The 15,726-nt window shown below is 71.9% G+C and carries 16 protein-coding genes; 8 read left to right on the top strand and 8 right to left on the bottom strand.

Annotated features, from left to right (window positions below; translation table 11 throughout):
* Positions 1 to 83: 83 nt before the first annotated feature.
* The 7 genes from ACWCPF_RS08140 (at position 84) to ACWCPF_RS08170 (ending at position 6,570) form a co-directional block, all read left to right on the top strand.
* On the top strand, positions 84 to 689 hold the full coding sequence (locus ACWCPF_RS08140) for a TetR/AcrR family transcriptional regulator (protein WP_451044129.1): 606 nt from the start codon (positions 84 to 86) through the stop codon (positions 687 to 689).
* A gap of 146 nt (positions 690 to 835) precedes the next feature.
* Positions 836 to 3,133 carry an MMPL family transporter gene (locus tag ACWCPF_RS08145; protein ID WP_451044130.1) on the top strand — a complete coding sequence of 766 codons (2,298 nt, stop codon included), beginning with the start codon at positions 836 to 838 and terminating at the stop codon, positions 3,131 to 3,133.
* Positions 3,134 to 3,479: 346 nt separating this feature from the next.
* Positions 3,480 to 3,980, top strand: a complete 501-nt coding sequence (locus tag ACWCPF_RS08150) for a lamin tail domain-containing protein (protein WP_451044131.1) — start codon at positions 3,480 to 3,482, stop codon at positions 3,978 to 3,980.
* Between the two features lie 140 nt (positions 3,981 to 4,120).
* Positions 4,121 to 4,804, top strand: a complete 684-nt coding sequence (locus tag ACWCPF_RS08155; RefSeq protein ID WP_451044132.1) for a hypothetical protein — start codon at positions 4,121 to 4,123, stop codon at positions 4,802 to 4,804.
* A 74-nt stretch (positions 4,805 to 4,878) separates the two neighbouring features.
* Positions 4,879 to 5,364: a YbaK/EbsC family protein gene (locus tag ACWCPF_RS08160; RefSeq protein ID WP_451044133.1), complete on the top strand. Its 486-nt coding sequence runs from the start codon at positions 4,879 to 4,881 to the stop codon at positions 5,362 to 5,364.
* Positions 5,361 to 6,206: an EamA family transporter gene (locus ACWCPF_RS08165; RefSeq protein WP_451044134.1), complete on the top strand. Its 846-nt coding sequence runs from the start codon at positions 5,361 to 5,363 to the stop codon at positions 6,204 to 6,206. The genes ACWCPF_RS08160 and ACWCPF_RS08165 overlap by 4 nt, the downstream gene beginning before the upstream one ends.
* Before the next feature lie 79 nt (positions 6,207 to 6,285).
* Complete coding sequence (locus ACWCPF_RS08170) at positions 6,286 to 6,570, top strand: DUF1876 domain-containing protein (RefSeq protein ID WP_451044241.1); 285 nt, start codon at positions 6,286 to 6,288, stop codon at positions 6,568 to 6,570.
* Between the two features lie 12 nt (positions 6,571 to 6,582).
* On the opposite strand, the gene ACWCPF_RS08175 is transcribed toward ACWCPF_RS08170, so the two are convergent.
* The 6 genes from ACWCPF_RS08175 to ACWCPF_RS08200 form a co-directional block, all read right to left on the bottom strand.
* Positions 6,583 to 7,758: a serine hydrolase domain-containing protein gene (locus tag ACWCPF_RS08175; RefSeq protein WP_451044135.1), complete on the bottom strand. Its 1,176-nt coding sequence runs from the start codon at positions 7,756 to 7,758 to the stop codon at positions 6,583 to 6,585.
* 7 nt (positions 7,759 to 7,765) lie between these two features.
* Positions 7,766 to 8,257 carry an organic hydroperoxide resistance protein gene (locus tag ACWCPF_RS08180; RefSeq protein WP_451044136.1) on the bottom strand — a complete coding sequence of 164 codons (492 nt, stop codon included), beginning with the start codon at positions 8,255 to 8,257 and terminating at the stop codon, positions 7,766 to 7,768.
* 158 nt (positions 8,258 to 8,415) lie between these two features.
* Positions 8,416 to 8,913 (bottom strand): MarR family winged helix-turn-helix transcriptional regulator, encoded by a 498-nt coding sequence (locus ACWCPF_RS08185; RefSeq protein ID WP_451044137.1) that lies wholly within the window; start codon positions 8,911 to 8,913, stop codon positions 8,416 to 8,418.
* Positions 8,910 to 9,683 (bottom strand): energy-coupling factor ABC transporter ATP-binding protein, encoded by a 774-nt coding sequence (locus ACWCPF_RS08190; protein ID WP_451044138.1) that lies wholly within the window; start codon positions 9,681 to 9,683, stop codon positions 8,910 to 8,912. The genes ACWCPF_RS08185 and ACWCPF_RS08190 overlap by 4 nt, the downstream gene beginning before the upstream one ends.
* A complete protein-coding gene (gene cbiQ / locus ACWCPF_RS08195) occupies positions 9,671 to 10,432 on the bottom strand; it encodes a cobalt ECF transporter T component CbiQ (protein ID WP_451044139.1) in 762 nt (253 codons plus the stop codon). The genes ACWCPF_RS08190 and cbiQ overlap by 13 nt, the downstream gene beginning before the upstream one ends.
* A gap of 1 nt (position 10,433) precedes the next feature.
* Positions 10,434 to 11,498, bottom strand: a complete 1,065-nt coding sequence (locus ACWCPF_RS08200) for an energy-coupling factor ABC transporter permease (RefSeq protein WP_451044140.1) — start codon at positions 11,496 to 11,498, stop codon at positions 10,434 to 10,436.
* A gap of 199 nt (positions 11,499 to 11,697) precedes the next feature.
* Here ACWCPF_RS08200 and ACWCPF_RS08205 point away from each other — a divergent pair, with 199 nt between their 5' ends.
* Positions 11,698 to 12,054, top strand: a complete 357-nt coding sequence (locus tag ACWCPF_RS08205) for an SsgA family sporulation/cell division regulator (protein ID WP_451044141.1) — start codon at positions 11,698 to 11,700, stop codon at positions 12,052 to 12,054.
* Positions 12,055 to 12,208: 154 nt separating this feature from the next.
* Here ACWCPF_RS08205 and ACWCPF_RS08210 read toward each other — a convergent pair whose 3' ends face one another.
* Both ACWCPF_RS08210 and ACWCPF_RS08215 read right to left on the bottom strand, forming a co-directional pair.
* A complete protein-coding gene (locus ACWCPF_RS08210) occupies positions 12,209 to 13,891 on the bottom strand; it encodes a penicillin-binding transpeptidase domain-containing protein (protein ID WP_451044142.1) in 1,683 nt (560 codons plus the stop codon).
* Positions 13,892 to 14,056: 165 nt separating this feature from the next.
* Positions 14,057 to 15,697 (bottom strand): penicillin-binding transpeptidase domain-containing protein, encoded by a 1,641-nt coding sequence (locus ACWCPF_RS08215; RefSeq protein ID WP_451044143.1) that lies wholly within the window; start codon positions 15,695 to 15,697, stop codon positions 14,057 to 14,059.
* Positions 15,698 to 15,726: the final 29 nt, after the last annotated feature.

Consider the following 15,726-nt stretch of genomic DNA (forward strand, 5'->3'; position numbering starts at 1 on the left):
GAGTACGCTACATTCATGGTGTACGGATTGCGGACACGGAACCGTGTCGGTTCAGCTGGGTCCAGAGCGGGAAGGGGAGCGGAATGACTGAGGTCGCAACGGCGCGTCGCAGCCGCATCACCCCCGAGCGCGAGGCCGAGCTCTACGAGGCCGTGCTCGAACTGCTCCGCGAAGTCGGCTACGACGCCCTCACCATGGACGCCATCGCCGCTCGCACCCGATCCAGCAAGGCGACCCTCTACCGCCAGTGGGGCGGCAAGGCCGAGCTGGTGGCGAGGGCGGTCCGGTACGACAAGCCGGGCGCTTCCGCCTACGCGGTCGACACCGGGACGATCCGAGGCGACCTGCACGCCCTCACGATGCTGTCGGACGACTGCAAGATGGAGCAGAACTCCGCGCTCATGCGGGGCCTGGCCATGGCGATCCACGGCAACCCCGACCTCCTGAAGGCGTTCAAGGAACACCTGATCGAGCCGGAGATGGCCGAGTTCCGCCGCGTCATGCAGCGGGCCGTCGACCGGGGCGAGATCCCCGCGGACAGCCCCGCGCTCGCGTTCGTCCCGCACATGATGATCGGCGCGTTCGCCGCCCGCACCATGCTGGACGAACAGCCGCCGACGCAGGCCTTCCTCCTTTCGTACATCGACGCAGTGGTGCTCCCCGCCCTCTGCGCACCCTCCACCACCTGACCGTCCCCACGGTCCGCCCCTCCTGACGTCACCGCTCCGGTCGTCGGGCCGATCACCCCTGCCTCCCCGCCGGGTTGGTCAACCCTGCCCTTTGGGCCTGTGTCGACAGGCCCTCACACAAACGACCTGACCGGGAGTACGCCTCCGTGGCCACGTTCCTCTACAAACTCGGGCGACTCGCCTTTCGCCGACGACACTTCGCCGCCCTGATATGGGTGGCGCTGCTGACTCTCGCCGGCGTGGGCGCCGCCTCCGCGCCCGCCGCCGGCACCTCCTCCTTCTCCATTCCGGGCGTCGAGGCCCAGAAGGCCTTCGACCTGCTGGAACAGCGGTTCCCGGGCGGCAGCGCCGACGGCGCCACCGCGCGTGTCGTCTTCAAGGCGCCCGACGGCCAGAAGGTGACCGACACCGCCAACAAGGCGATCGTCGACCGGACCGTCAAGGAGCTGGGCGAAGGCTCCGAGGTCGTCTCCGCCACCGACCCGTTCACGTCCGGCGCCGTGAGCAAGGACGGCAAGGTCGCCTACACGTCGGTGAAGTACGACGTCTCCGCGGTCGAGATCCAGGACTCCACCCGGGAGGCACTGGAAGCCACCGGCGACAAGGCCAAGGACGCCGGGCTGACCGTCGAGATGGGCGGTGACGCGCTCCAGGCCCAGCCCGGGCAGGAGGTCATCGGCGAGATCATCGGCCTCGTCATCGCCGCGATCGTCCTCGTCCTCACCCTGGGCTCGCTCGTCGCGGCCGGACTGCCGCTGCTGACGGCGATCATCGGCGTCGGCATCGGCGGCGCCACCATCACCTCCCTCGCCAGCGCGTTCGACCTCGGCGACTCCACCGCCACGCTGGCCCTGATGATCGGCCTCGCGGTCGGCATCGACTACGCGCTGTTCATCGTCTCCCGCTACCGCGGCGAGCTGGCCGAGGGCCGCGACCGCGAGGAAGCGGTCGGCCGGGCCGTCGGCACCGCCGGCTCCGCGGTGGTCTTCGCGGGCCTCACGGTCGTGATCGCGCTGGGCGGACTCGCGGTCGTCAACGTCCCGATGCTGACCAAGATGGGCCTCGCCGCGGCGGGCACGGTCGTCATCGCCGTCCTCATCGCCCTCACCATGGTTCCGGCGCTGCTCGGCTACGCGGGCCGCAAGGTCAAGCCGGCCGGCGCGAAGGGCAAGCTGCTCGGCGGCCGCAAGGCGAAGCAGGCCGGATCCGCCGAGGCCGCCACGGCGGCCGGGTCCGCCAACGCCGCCGTGGCCGCCACTGCCGCCACCGACGACTCCGCCGCCAAGCCCAACATGGGCAGCCGCTGGGCGAGCTTCGTGGTCCGTCGCCCGGTCGCCGTGCTGCTGCTCGGCGTGGTCGGCCTCGGCGCGATGGCCCTGCCGGCCACCCAGCTGGAGCTCGGCCTGCCCGACGAGGGCTCGCAGCCGACGTCCACCACCCAGCGCAGGGCCTACGACCTGCTGTCGGAGGGCTTCGGGCCCGGCTTCAACGGCCCCCTGCTGCTCGTCGTCGACGCCAAGGAAGCCGCCGACCCGCAGGCCGCCGCCACCGCGGTGACCGACGAGGTCAAGGGCCTGAAGGACGTCGTCACGGTGACCCCGGCGACGTTCAACAAGGCCGGCGACACCGCGATGATCACCGTCATCCCGAAGTCGAAGCCGTCCTCGACGCAGACCGAGGACGTCGTGCACGCCATCCGGGCCGCGGGCGTCGACGTGACGGTCGACACCGACGCGAAGGTGCTGGTCACCGGCACCACGGCGATGAACATCGACTTCTCGCAGAAGCTCAACGACGCGCTGATCCCGTACCTGGGCCTGGTCGTGGGCCTCGCCTTCCTCCTCCTCATCGTGGTCTTCCGCTCGATCCTGGTCCCGCTGAAGGCGGCCCTCGGCTTCCTGCTCAGCGTGCTCGCCGCGCTCGGCGCCGTCGTCGCGGTCTTCCAGTGGGGCTGGCTGGGCGGTCTCATCGGCGTCGAGGAGACCGGCCCGATCATGTCGATGATGCCGATCTTCATGGTCGGCGTGGTCTTCGGCCTGGCGATGGACTACGAGGTGTTCCTCGTGACCCGGATGCGCGAGGCGTACGTCCACGGCGAGAGCGCGAGCCAGGCCGTGGTGACCGGCTTCCGGCACAGCGCCCGGGTGGTCGCCGCCGCCGCGGTCATCATGATGGCCGTCTTCTCCGGCTTCATCGGCTCCACCGAGTCGATCGTCAAGATGATCGGCTTCGGCCTCGCGATCGCCGTCTTCTTCGACGCGTTCGTCGTGCGCATGGCGATCGTGCCGGCCGTCCTCGCCCTGCTGGGCAAGAAGGCCTGGTGGATCCCGAAGTGGCTGGACCGCATCCTGCCCAACGTGGACGTCGAGGGCGAGGGCCTGAACAAGCCCGCCGAGGCCCAGCACTCGGATCCGGACGAGGACCGGGAACTGGTGCGCGTCTGACGCGCGCCCGCGCGTGCCTGACGCCCCGACCGGGCTGAAGGCCGAAGGACCGCCGGTGAGGGCTCCGTGGGGACGGGGCGCCCTCACCGGCTTCTTTTTCGGCTTGTTCGTTGTGACCCACTTTCGGGTGAAGCGCGGTCCCCGCCCGGGCCGTGCTGGCCGGTCAGGCCGGGGTTCGGAGCGTTCGTTACATATATGGACATTGAAGGTTACTGTCACCGAAATGTGGGCGGTTTGTAACGGGCGGTGCCAATGGGGCGCATGGTGCGCGCTCGGTGGTCAAGTGTTGGCCGTGCGGCCGGTTGGGCCGCAGAACCCGCACCGAACCAACCGACTAGGAGACCTCGTGTCTGCTTCTGTTTCCGCTCGCTGTCTCGCCGCCGCGGCCCTCGCCGCCGCCGTGGTCGGGACGGTGGCGCTGCCGGCCTCCGCTGCCGACCACCCGCGTCAGCCCCGGCCCAAGGTGGAGATCAGCGCCGTGCAGTACGACGCACCGGGCCGGGACGACCGCTCCGCCCGCTCCCTCAACAAGGAGTGGGTCGAGCTGACCAACACCACCCGCCACGAGGTCAATCTGCACGGGTGGACCCTCTCGGACGAGAGCGGCGAGACCTACACCTTCCACCGCTACCGCCTGGCCCCGCGCGCCACCGTCCGCATCCACACGGGCGAGGGCCGCGACACCCGCAGCGACCTGTTCCAGGACCGCCGACGTGAGGTGTGGGGCAACCGCGCCGACACCGCCACCCTGCGCAACGACCGCGACCGCTTCGTCGACGACAAGTCCTGGGGCCGGGACCGTCACCACGGCGGCGACCGTCAGCACCACGGCGGGAACCGCCACTGACCGACCCGCACGGCCGACGGCGCGCCCGACCCTTCCTCAGGGTCGGGCGCGTCGGTCTGCGCGGGGCCGGGGCGTCCCCGAACGCACCTCCGAGGGATCTTCGACTTCGATTCGACTTCGACTTCGTATCCTTGGGCCGGATGAGTACTCGGGTGCGAATACACCATGTACGGCTGGGCGGCGACGAGTTCCGGGTGATCCGGGCGGACCCGGCCCCCGGACGGCTGGCGCTGCGCGACGAAGGCCGCTGGCTGTCGATGTACGCCGACCGGGACGGCGCGGCCCGGCTCGTCGCCCTGTGGGCGCTGGCCGCCCGGTCCGCCCGGTCGCTGGTCCATCTGCCGATCCGGGCCACCCCGGCCCCCGAGGGCATCGTCGGCGAGAGCGTCGTCGGCGAGGGCGAACCGGTCTCGCTGGACCTGGTCCTGGTCCACCACAGCCTGCAGTTCCCGCCCGCGTCGTGGAAGCAGATCAGGGCACGCCTCGGCGCGGGCAAGCCCCATACCGCGACCACCCCGGACGAGGACTTCCCCGACGAGACGGCCATCGACCACGCCAGGCGTCGCCACCGCGAGTACCGCGACCACCTCGACTTCGACATCGCCGCGCACACCCTCTTCGTCGTGGGCAGCTCCACCGCGTTCCGGGAACACGGCACCGCGCTGCGCGGCCTGGTCGACGAGGCCCCGTCCCACGCGCACCGCCACCCGGACGCCGGGCACTTCTGCGTCGAACTCGGCACCGGCCCCTGGCCGCACGCCGACACCCGCCGCCACGTACCGGCCCGGCTGCACATCCAGTACTCCGCCACCTGGCGCGTCTGACCCGGCACGTCGTCGAGGGGCGGACCCACGGAATCCACTCGCCCGCGCCCGACACCCACCGCTAGCGTGCCCGCATGACGACGTCTGCCGCGCACCCCCGTTTCGCCGAAGCCCTCCGCATCCTCGGCCTCGACGACCTTCCGACGCGCAGTTTCCCCGAGGCGACCCGGACCGCTGCCGAGGCGGCGGCCGCGATCGGGTGCGAGCTGAGCCAGATCTGCAAGTCGCTGATCTTCGCGGCGGACGGTGTGCCGGTGCTGGTGCTGATGGACGGGGCCTCGCGGGTCGACGTGGAGCTGGTGCGCCGCGCACTCGGCGCGGGGAAGGTCACCAGGGCCGCCGCCGACGTCGTCCGCGAGACCACCGGCTACGCGATCGGAGGCGTCCCGCCCTTCGGCCACCGCACCCGGACGACGGTGCTGGCCGACCGCGCTCTCCTCGCCCACGACGTCGTCTGGGCCGCCGCGGGCACCCCGCACACCGTGTTCCCCATGGCCCCGGCGGACCTCGTCGAGCACGCCGACGCCACCCTCGTGGACGTCCGCGAGCGCACCGCGTGACACCGCTGGTCACCGCGGCCGTCCTGGTCGCCGCGGTCACCCACGCCGGCTGGAACGCCATCGCCCACCGGATCACCGACAAACTCGTCGGGTTCACGCTGATCGCCGGCGGCGGCATGCTCATCGGGCTGGCGCTCACGCCGTTCACCGCGTTCCCGGCGGCGGCCGCCTGGCCGTACCTGCTCGGCTCCTCGGTCATTCACATCGCCTACTACGCGCTGCTCATGCGGTCGTTCCGGCTCGGTGACTTCGGGCAGGCGTACCCGATCGCGCGCGGCTCCGCGCCCCTCGTCGTCACCGTCCTGGCCGCCGTCTTCGCGCACGAGGCGCCCGACGGCTGGGCGGCGGCCGGCATCGCCCTGTCCTGCGCGGGGCTGACCGGCGTCGCCCTGTGGGGGCTGCGCGGCCGGCGGCCCGACCGGGCGGCGATCGGGGCCGCGCTGGCGACCGGGCTGACCATCGCCGCGTACACCGTCGTGGACGGCCTGGGGGTGCGCGCCTCCGGCTCCTCGCTGGGGTACATCGCCTGGCTGATGGCCGTCCAGGGCAGCTTCCTGCCGGCGTACGCCGCCTACCGCTGGCGGGGCCGGACCCTCACCGTGCTACGCCCCTTCGCCGCCGTCGGCCTTCTCGGCGCCGCGCTGTCCGTCCTTGCGTACGCCCTCGTCCTGTGGGCCCAGACCCGCGCCGAACTGGCGCCGATCGCCGCGTTGCGCGAGTCGTCGATCATCGTCGGAGCGGCCGTCGGCGCCCTGTTCTTCAAGGAGCGGTTCGGGGTGCCGCGGCTGGTCGCCGCGGGCCTTCTCGTCGTCGGGATCGGGCTGATGCTGCACGCGGGTTGACCGGCCCCCGTCCTGAACTGCGGGCGACCGCGTGGAGGAGCACCCTGGAGACACAGGAGTTCCGGAGGCGATCGTCATGATGCAGACCACCATGCACACCACTGTCGGATGGCATGTCGAGCTGGAGTTCGAGGAGGACGAGCGGCACACGCGCGCGGTGGCGCTGGTGCGGCTGCCCGACGGGACCGAGGTGCGGTCCCAGGGGCACGCCAGCCGGCACACCGTGGACGACAACCAGCCCCGGGTCGGCGAGGAGATCGCCGGCGCCCGCGCCCTCAACGAGATCGCCATGCAGCTGCTCACCAAGGCCCACATGGAGATCGACGGCGCGTCGGGACGGACGTCCCACTCGATCAACGTGTGAGGCGGGGGAGCGTCAGCGGGCCGCTGCCGTCGCCGTTCGTACGGCTCTCAGCAGGGCCTGCGCCCTCGGGTCCGCCGTCACGCTCGTCCTGAAGGCGTTCGTCACGTAGCCGAACGCGATGCCGGACTCCGGGTCGGCCAGGCCGAGGGCGCCGCCGCGGCCCGGGTGGCCGAAGGCGGTGGGCGCGAGCAGCGGGGACGCGGGCCCGTGCAGCATGTAACCGAGGCCGAACCGGGTGTTCACCACGAGCACCCGGTCGGGGCCCAAGGACTGTTCCCCGCGCGCGAGTCGCACCGTCTCCGGGTGCAGCAGCCGGCGTCCGCCCGCGACCTCGCCGATCAGCGACGCATAGAAGCGGGCCAGGCCGTCGGCGGTGGCGATGCCGTTGGACGCGGGCAGGGCGGCGGCGCGGTAGGCCGGGTCGTTCTCGTCGGGCAGCGGGGTGATCGCGGCGAAGGCGCGGCGGGTGAGGGAGGCGGGATCGGCGTAGGCGTCGGTGACGGCCTGCTTGGGCCGGGTCCTCAGGCCCCCGGCCCGGACGGGCGCGTCCACGTGTCCCACCCGTCCCACGCGCGGGGCGACCGCGGCGGGCAGCCCGAGCCAGAGGTCCGCGCCCACCGGGCCGGCGATCTCCTCGGCGATCCACTGTCCGATGGGCCGCCCGGTGATCCGGTGCACCAGCTCGCCGGTCAGCCAGCTGTAGGTCTGCGCGTGGTACCCGTGGTCCGTCCCGGGCTCCCAGACGGGCGGCTGGGCCGCGACCGCCGCCGCGCCGAGTTCGGGGTCGGCGGCCTCGGCGGGCGTCAGCGGGCGGTCCAGCACGGGCACGCCCGCGCGGTGTGCGAGCACGTGCCGCACGAGCGTGCGCGCCTTGCCCGCGGCCTTGTACTGCGGCCAGTACGCCGCGACCGGCGCGTCCAGATCCAGCTCGCCGCGCTGGTGCAGCAGCAGGAGGACGGCGGCGGCGACGCCCTTGGTCGCCGAGCGCACGATCTGCGCGGTGCCGCGCTCCCAGGGGGCCGTGCCGTCGACGTCCTTCGTGCCCGCCCACAGGTCGACGACCTGGTGTCCGTCCCGGTAGACGGCCACCGCCGCGCCCCGGTCGCCGAGCGTCGCGAAGTTCGCCGCGAACGCCTCCCGGACCGGTTCGAAACCGTCGGCCACCGCGCCGTTCACGATCGGATCCACGTCGGCGTCAGCCCAGCAGAATCGTTACGTCGATGTTGCCGCGGGTGGCGTTCGAGTACGGGCAGACCTGGTGGGCCGCGTCCACGAGCTTCGCGGCGACCTCGGGGTCCAGGACGGGGAGCGAGACGCTGAGGGCGACGGCCAGTCCGTATCCCTTGGTCTTGTTCGGGCCGATCCCGACCTTCGCCGCCACCGTCGACCCGGTCAGGTCGAAGCCGGCCCGGTTGCCGACGAGGATCAGCGCGTTGTGGAAGCAGGAGCTGTAGCCGGCCGCGAAGAGCTGCTCCGGGTTGGTGCCGTTGCCGTCGCCGCCCAGTTCCGGCGGCATCGCGACCTTCAGCCCGATCTGGCCGTCCTGGCTGGTCACATAGCCGTCGCGACCTCCGTGCGCGGTCGCCTCGGCCACGTAGATGATCTTCGTCGGACGGCTGTCGACGGCCTCGGAGACGGCCTCGGCGGCAGCGTCGGCGGTGGCGTCGACGGCGGAGCCTTCGGTCACGGCGGTACCTCCCCCATTTCTTCCTGAGTTTCTTCCCGATTACATCGTGCACAAGGTACCGGCCGGTACGGAGGCACTTGTTTACCAGGGGGTAGTAACCGCGGGTAACTTCGGTTGAGGGTGCTGCGAACGCCAGGGGCGCCCAGGGGGGCTGAGGCTCAGCGGGCGCGTTCCGCCGCGCCCTGCGCCCGCTCCGCGAGCCCCCACAGCTCCGCGCGCAACCGCGCGACCTCTGCCGTCTCCAGCCCCGTCGACGCGAGCACGCCGGCGGGCACCCGCTCCGCGCGCCCCTTGAGTTCCTCGCCGCGCCCGGTGCACGTCACCAGCACCGTGCGCTCGTCTCGCGCCGAGCGCTCCCGGCGCACCAGACCCGCCGCCTCCAGCCGCTTCAGCAGCGGCGACATCGTGCCGTAGTCCAGCCGCAGGGCCGACGCCAGCTCCTTGACGGTCGTCTCGCCGCGCTCCCACAGCACCAGCAGCACGAGGTACTGCGGGTAGGTGAGGCCCAGCTCGTCCAGGAGCGGCCGGTACGCGGCCGTCACCGCGCGCTGGGCCGCGTACAGCGCGAAGCACAGCTGCTCGTCGAGGAGCAGCGAGCGGTCGGCCGCGGGTGCGTCGGCGGTGGGGGCCTCGACGGTGGGTGCCTGGTTCGTCACGCGCCCATTGTCGCGGAGCGCGGGTCGAACCCGAAGGGCAGCTCCAGGCGATGCGCGCGCATGACGGCGTCGTCGGCGAGCAGCTCGCCGGTCGGGCCGTCCGCCGCGATCACGCCCTCGCTCAGGATCAGGGCGCGCGGGCACAGCTCCAGGGCGTACGGCAGGTCGTGCGTGACCATGAGCACGGTGACGTCCAGCGACCGCAGGATGTCGGCCAGTTCGCGGCGCGAGGCGGGGTCGAGGTTGGAGGACGGCTCGTCCAGGACGAGGATCTCCGGCTCCATCGCGAGCACCGTGGCGACGGCCACGCGCCGCCGCTGGCCGAAGGAGAGGTGGTGCGGCGGACGGTCCTTGAACTCGCCCATGCCGACCTGCGCGAGCGCCTGGTCGACCCGCGCCTGGAGCTCCGCGCCCTTCAGCCCGGCCGCGGCCGGTCCGAAGGCGACGTCCTCGCGGACGGTCGGCATGAACAGCTGGTCGTCCGGGTCCTGGAAGACGATGCCGACCTTGCGCCGGATCTCCGCCATGTGCTGCCTGCCGACCGGCAGCCCGGCCACCGTCACCGTGCCGGCGCCGCCGGTCAGGATGCCGTTGAGGTGCAGCACGAGGGTGGTCTTGCCCGCGCCGTTCGGCCCGAGCAGCGCGACGCGTTCCCCGCGCGCGACGGAGAAGTCCACGCCGAACAGGGCCTGGTGGCCGTCGGGGTAGGCGAAGGCGAGGCCCGAGACCTCGAGGGAAGCCGGGGCGGAAGCAGTACTCACAGGGCCCATCCCAACACGCAGACGACGAGGGCGGCCAACGGGAGGGTCAGCGCGTACGACCACTGCGCCCGGGACGCGGTCACCTCGTCGATCACCGGCATCGAACCGGTGTAGCCGCGGCTGACCATGGCCAGGTGCACGCGCTCGCCGCGTTCGTAGGAGCGGATGAACAGCGCGCCCGCCGACTTCGCGAGCACCCCCCAGTGCCGGACGCCCCGCGCCTCGAAGCCGCGCGACTCCCGCGCGATGCGCATGCGGCGCATCTCGTCCGCGATGACGTCGCCGTAGCGGATCATGAAGGAGGCGATCTGCACGAGCAGCGGGGGCAGCTTCAGGCGCTGCAGGCCGAGGAGGAGTTCCCGCAGCTCCGTGGTGGACGCCAGGAGGACGGAGGCGGCGACGCCCAGCGTGCCCTTGGCGAGGACGTTCCACGCGCCCCACAGCCCGTTGACGCTGAGGGACATGCCGAGGACGTCCACCCGCTCGCCCTCCGCCACGAACGGCATCAGCACCGCGAACGCGACGAAGGGCACCTCGATCAGCAGCCGTTTGAGAAGGAAACCTGCGGGCACGCGCGCGCGATGCGCGACGAACGCCAGCAGCACGGCGTACAGGCCGAACGCCCACATCGCCTCGCGCGGCGTCGACACGACGACGACCACGAAGGCGAAGCAGGCGGCCAGCTTGGTGTGCGGCGGCAGGGCGTGCACCGGCGAGTGCCCCTGCCGGTAGAGCCGGTGTGCGTGTCCCGCGCCCACCTCAGACGCTCGTGCTCGCCGGGGACACGTCGTCCGCCCTGCGCCTGCGGACCGCCCAGAACACGCCGGTGCCCGCGACGACGGTCACGCCGACGCCGATGATCCCCGCGAGGCCGCCGGAGAGGCGGGCGTTGTCGACGTCCTTCACGCCGTAGTCGGCGAGCGGCGAGTCGGCGGCCGCGTGCTCCTCGACCTTCTCGTCGATGCCCTTGTCGGCGGCGACCTTCTCCAGGCCGTCGGGGTTCGCGGAGGCGTAGAAGCTGACGAAGCCGGCCAGCACGAGGGAGGTGACCAGGCCGGTCACCCACAGCGTGCGCCGGGAGGTGCGCGCCGCCACGGGCGCCGGGCGCGGCTCCTCGGCGGCGGGCGCGGCGGGCGCGTCCACGAGGTCGCCGTTCACCCGCAGCCGCAGCTTCTGCGTGAGGTCGCGCGCGCCATGGACGAGATCCGGCCGGACGGCGATGACGGCGCCCACGGTGAGCGCGGTGATCGTGGCCTCGCCGATGCCGATCAGCACATGCACGCCGACCATCGCGGTGGCGACCTTGCCGATCGGGATGTCGGTGGTCCCGCCGATCCAGTAGATGAGGGTGAAGGCGAGCGCCGCGGACGGGACCGACAGCAGCGCGGCGGCGAAGGAGGCCCCGGTCACCGAGCGGCGGGTGCGCGGCAGCACCTTCACCAGACCGCGGAAGACGGCGTACGCGACGACCGTCGTCACACAGGCCATCACGGTGATGTTCACGCCGAGCGCGGTCAGGCCGCCGTCGGCGAAGAGGATGCCCTGCATCAGCAGCACCACGGAGACGCAGAGGACCGCTGTATAGGGGCCGACGAGTATCGCGGCCAGCGCTCCGCCCAGTAGATGGCCGCTGGTGCCCGCGGCGACGGGGAAGTTGAGCATCTGCACGGCGAAGATGAACGCCGCGACGAGGCCTGCCAGCGGCGCCGTGCGCTCGTCGAGCTCGCGGCGCGCGCCGCGCAGGGCTACGGCGATGGCGCCTGCGGCGACGACTCCGGCGGCGGCGGAGGTCGGGGCGTCGATGAATCCGTCGGGTACATGCACCCGACGATGATAATGGCTTAATGCGAACCATTCGCAAGAGCGAGGAGCTTGTTGCTCGCATCTGTTTTCTGCGGCGCGTCCGTATCGCACAGGTGAGATACGTCTGTGCGAGCAAGCGTATTCCGCAAAATATGGGACATTGGGAGGGGAGCGGACGCATAGCTTCCGCACAGGTAACGCTGCGTGAGAGGGTCGGCCGATGTCTGTAGTCGAACAGTACGCGCGAGCCCATATCGTCACGGACGCCGATCAGGCCGAGGACGAACGCGAGTCCGTCCCCGTCTTCCTGCGCTATGACCCGGAGGACGATCCCCGCGCGGTGCGCGTCGCACTGCCCGACCGCCGCGAGTGGACGGTCTCCCGCACTCTCCTCGAACAGGGCCTGCGCGCCCCGACCGGCACCGGCGAGGTCCGGGTGTGGCCGCTGGGGCGCGTACAGGCCGTCGTCGAGTTCCACTCCGCACAGGGCGTCTCGGTCGTGCAGTTCGAGTCCAAGACGCTGCTGCGGTTCCTGCGCCGCACCTATCTGGCCACGGCGCAGCCGGTGACCCACTGAGCGCGCCGCTGGGAATGCCGCGATGCGCCGTCGTTTTGCTGCGGCACCGTCGTGGCTGGTCGCGCCCGCGCGGCGGAGCCGCATATGTCAGCGCCCCGCGCCCCTTCAGGGCGCTGCCGAACCGCGGCTGACTTCGCCTGACCCGCCTAGCGGATCAGCCGCCCAGCTTCAGCAGGGCCGCCACGATCGGGCCTGCCGTGTCGCCGCCGTGGCCGCCCGCCTGGACGACGCCCGCGGCCGCGAGGTCGCCGCGGTAGGCGGTGAACCAGCCGTTGGGCTTCTCCTGGTTGTCGACCTCCGCCGAGCCCGTCTTGGCGCCGTAGTCGGGGCCCAGACCGGACATCGCCTCGGCGGCGGTGCCGGCCGCGGCCGTGTAGTTCATCAGCTCCCGCAGCTGCGACAGCGTCGACGCCGACATGGTGCGCGAGGCCGTCGCCAGCTTGCGGCCGTCCACCGACGGGGCGACCAGGTACGGCTGGTGGAAGGTGCCCGACTTGACCGTGGCGGCGACCGACGCCATGTTCAGCGGGTTCATCCGGACCCCGCCCTGACCGATCAGCGAGGCCGCCATCTGGGCCGCCGACTGCACCGGCACCGAACCGTCGAAGGACGGCACCCCGATGGCCCAGTCGTCCCTCGACAGGCCGAACACCTGCTGCGCCTGCTTGGTCAGGCTGTCGTTGCCCAGCTCGGGGGCCTGGCTGATGAAGGCGGTGTTGCAGGAGCGCGCGAAGCTCGCCTTGAACGTGCCGCCGTCGATCTGGAAGTCGTCGTCGTTGTGGAACTTCCAGCCGCCGTAGGTGAACGTCTTCGGGCAGGGGTGCACCTTGTCCGCTCCGGCCAGCCCCTTCTCGATGAGCAGCGACGACGTGATGACCTTCATCGTGGAACCGGGCGCGAGCGAGCCGTTGAACGCGGTGTTGAAGCCGTTGCCGGCGTTGGCCACCGCGAGGATCTCGCCCGTGGAGGGCCGCAGCACGACGACCGAGGAGCGCGCGGCGGCCGCCACCTGCCGCTCGGCCGCCGCCTGGAGGGTCGGGCTCAGCGTGGTCTTCACCGTGCCCGGTGTGCCCTCGCTGAGCTCCAGCAGCGTCTTGTCGGAGGCCTTCTTCGCCTTGGCCGCCTTGCCGCGGACGACCTGGAGCTCCACGCCCGCCTTGCCGCCGGCCTTCTTGCCGTACTTCTCCCGCAGCCCGTCCAGGACCGTGCCCAGGGAGGGGTACTTCGCGGCCGTCAGCTCGCCGCCGTCCCGATCCACGGCCTTGACCGGCGGGGTGCCGGCCTCGCCGGTGACGAGCGTGTCGCCGTCCTGGAGGTCCGGGTGGACGACGGACGCGTGCCAGTCGACCTGCGCCTTGCCGTTCTTGGGGTTGCGCACGACGGTGAGGGCGCTGGAGTACGTCAGCGGCTTGCTGACGTCCTTGTACTTCACCGTGCCCTTCACCGAGAACGGGATCTTGGCGCCGGTGGCCCGGCCCGCGGTGAGGGTGACGCCGGTGATGTGGGCGTCCTTGGTGTAGCCGGTCAGCAGGGCGGTGGCGGCCGCCGAGTCGTCCGTGGCGGCGGCCGCCCGGGCCGTCTTTCCCTGCTGCCACGCCGTCAGGAACTGCGTGGCGGCGGTCTTCGCCTCGGTCGCCGACGGCGCGTCGGCCCTGACTCTCGGCACCTGGCCGGCGTTGGCCGCCGCGGCCGAGCCTTCGTCGGCCGCCGCCCCGCCCGCGTACAGCGCGTAGACGCCGAAGCCGACCCCGCCGACCACGACGGCGATCATGCCGCCGGCCACGGCGGGACGCCGCCGCTTATTGCGCTGTTCTTCGACACGCCTTCTCTTGCCCACTGCCAGATCCTCCGGATCCCCAGGGGCTCTCCCCCCAGCCCCGCTGCCCTCGTTGCCCTCACTGACCCCAACGACGGCAACCACCCTAGAGTCCCGTCCTGTGCGGGTGACGTCACGTGTGACGTCAGCCACCCTTGTGCCGGATCAGGCCACCCCCGTTCCGGGTCACCCCGCCCGCAGCACCTGCGCCACGATCGGGCCGGACGCGTCGACGCCGTGGCCGCCGCCCTGGGTCATCGCGGCCGCGGCGATGTCGTTGCGGTACCCGGTGAACCAACTGTCGGACGTGGCCTTCCCGTCGACCTCGGCGGAGCCGGTCTTCGCGCCGATCCGGCCGCTCAGCCCGGCCATCACCTCGGCGGCGGTGCCGCTGGTCGCGGTCCGGTTCATCATCGAGCGCAGCTGCTGCACGGTGCCCGCCGACAGTCCGTTCGCCTTGGCGGGCGTGCGGTCGTCGAGGCTCAGTGGCACGATCACCGGCTGCCGGAAGGCGCCCGTCATCGCGGTCGCTGTGACCGACGCCATGTTCAGCGGGTTCATCTGGACCTTGCCCTGACCGATCAGACCGGCCGCGGTGTCCGGGCCGCCGGCGGCCGGGACGGAGCCGTCGAAGGACGGGATGCCGGTCTGCCAGTCCAGGCCGATCCCGAAGCGGTCGCGGGCCTCGTTCGTCAGCGAGTCGACCTTCACCTCGTCCGCGAACTTCACGAACGCCGTGTTGCAGGAGCGCGCGAAGCTCTCGGCGAGCGTCGCGCCCTCGTTCGGCTTCATGCCCTTGATGTTCTGGAAGGTCTGGCTCTGCCAGACGGCCGACGACGGACACGGCGCCGGCCCGCTCGCGGTGGTGAGCCCGTTGTCGATGAGCGTGGCCGAGCTGACGATCTTCATGGTGGAGCCGGGCGCGACCTCGCCCAGGAACGCGGCGTTGAAGCCGTCGTTGCGGTTGTTGGCGACCGCGAGCACCTCGCCGGTGCTCGGCTTGACGGCCACCACCGACGACTGGGCGTACCGCTTCACGGCCTTCTCCGCGGCCGCCTGCACGCCCGCGCTGAGGGTGGTGGGCAGCTTGCCCGCCTTGCCCTCGGCGAGGGTCAGCAGGGGAGTGTCCGCGGTGTCCGCGGTGGCGTGTCTGATCGCCAGCTCGACGCCGGCCGTGCCGCCCGCCTTTTCGCCGTACTTGGCGCGCAGCTGGTCCAGGATCGGCCCCAGGGAGGGGTACTTCTCCTTCGTCAGCACGCTGCCGTCCCGGTCCACGGCCTCGATCGGCGGCGCCGACGCCGCGCCCGTGACCAGCATGTCGTCCATGCCCTTCAGCTCGGGATGGACCACCGACGGCGCCCAGTCCACCAGCGCCTTCCCGGTGGTGACGCCCCGCACGACCGTCAGTTCGCTCTTGTAGACGAGCGGCTTGGACTTCCCCTCGTACGACACCGTCGCCCGGACGCTGAACGGCACGCTGTCGCCGACGGCCGCGCCCGGTGTGATCTTCACCGCGGTGATGTGCGCGGTGGTGCCGTACGCGGTCAGCAGCGGCTCGGCCTTCACCGCGTTGTTGGTCAGCCGGGCGGCCACCGCGGCCTCCCCCTGCTCCCAGGCCGCGAAGAATTTCGTGCTGGTGTCCTTGACCTCGGAACCGCTCGGCGGCCCGGTCTTCACGACCGCGGGCTCGCCCGATCCCCCCGCACCGCCGCCCCCGCCGCCGCCCCCGTCCAGCGCGTTCACGATGTTGAAGGCGCCGTACCCGGCTCCGCCCACCATCACGGCGAAGACCGAGCCGACTATGACTGCCTTGGCCCCCTTGCGCATGCTGTGCATCCTCCCCGTTGTCGCCCTCC

It is taken from the genome of Streptomyces sp. NPDC001858, from assembly GCF_053594615.1.

Excerpts from the sequence above, each read along its gene's own strand:
- ACWCPF_RS08140 (WP_451044129.1), top strand. The coding sequence starts at position 84 with ATGACTGAGGTCGCAACGGCGCGTCGCAGCCGCATCACCCCCGAGCGC.
- ACWCPF_RS08155 (WP_451044132.1), top strand. The coding sequence starts at position 4,121 with ATGAGTACTCGGGTGCGAATACACCATGTACGGCTGGGCGGCGACGAG.
- ACWCPF_RS08160 (WP_451044133.1), top strand. The coding sequence starts at position 4,879 with ATGACGACGTCTGCCGCGCACCCCCGTTTCGCCGAAGCCCTCCGCATC.
- ACWCPF_RS08170 (WP_451044241.1), top strand. The coding sequence starts at position 6,286 with ATGCAGACCACCATGCACACCACTGTCGGATGGCATGTCGAGCTGGAG.
- ACWCPF_RS08190 (WP_451044138.1), bottom strand. The coding sequence starts at position 9,683 with ATGGGCCCTGTGAGTACTGCTTCCGCCCCGGCTTCCCTCGAGGTCTCG.
- ACWCPF_RS08205 (WP_451044141.1), top strand. The coding sequence starts at position 11,698 with ATGTCTGTAGTCGAACAGTACGCGCGAGCCCATATCGTCACGGACGCC.
- ACWCPF_RS08215 (WP_451044143.1), bottom strand. The coding sequence starts at position 15,697 with ATGCGCAAGGGGGCCAAGGCAGTCATAGTCGGCTCGGTCTTCGCCGTG.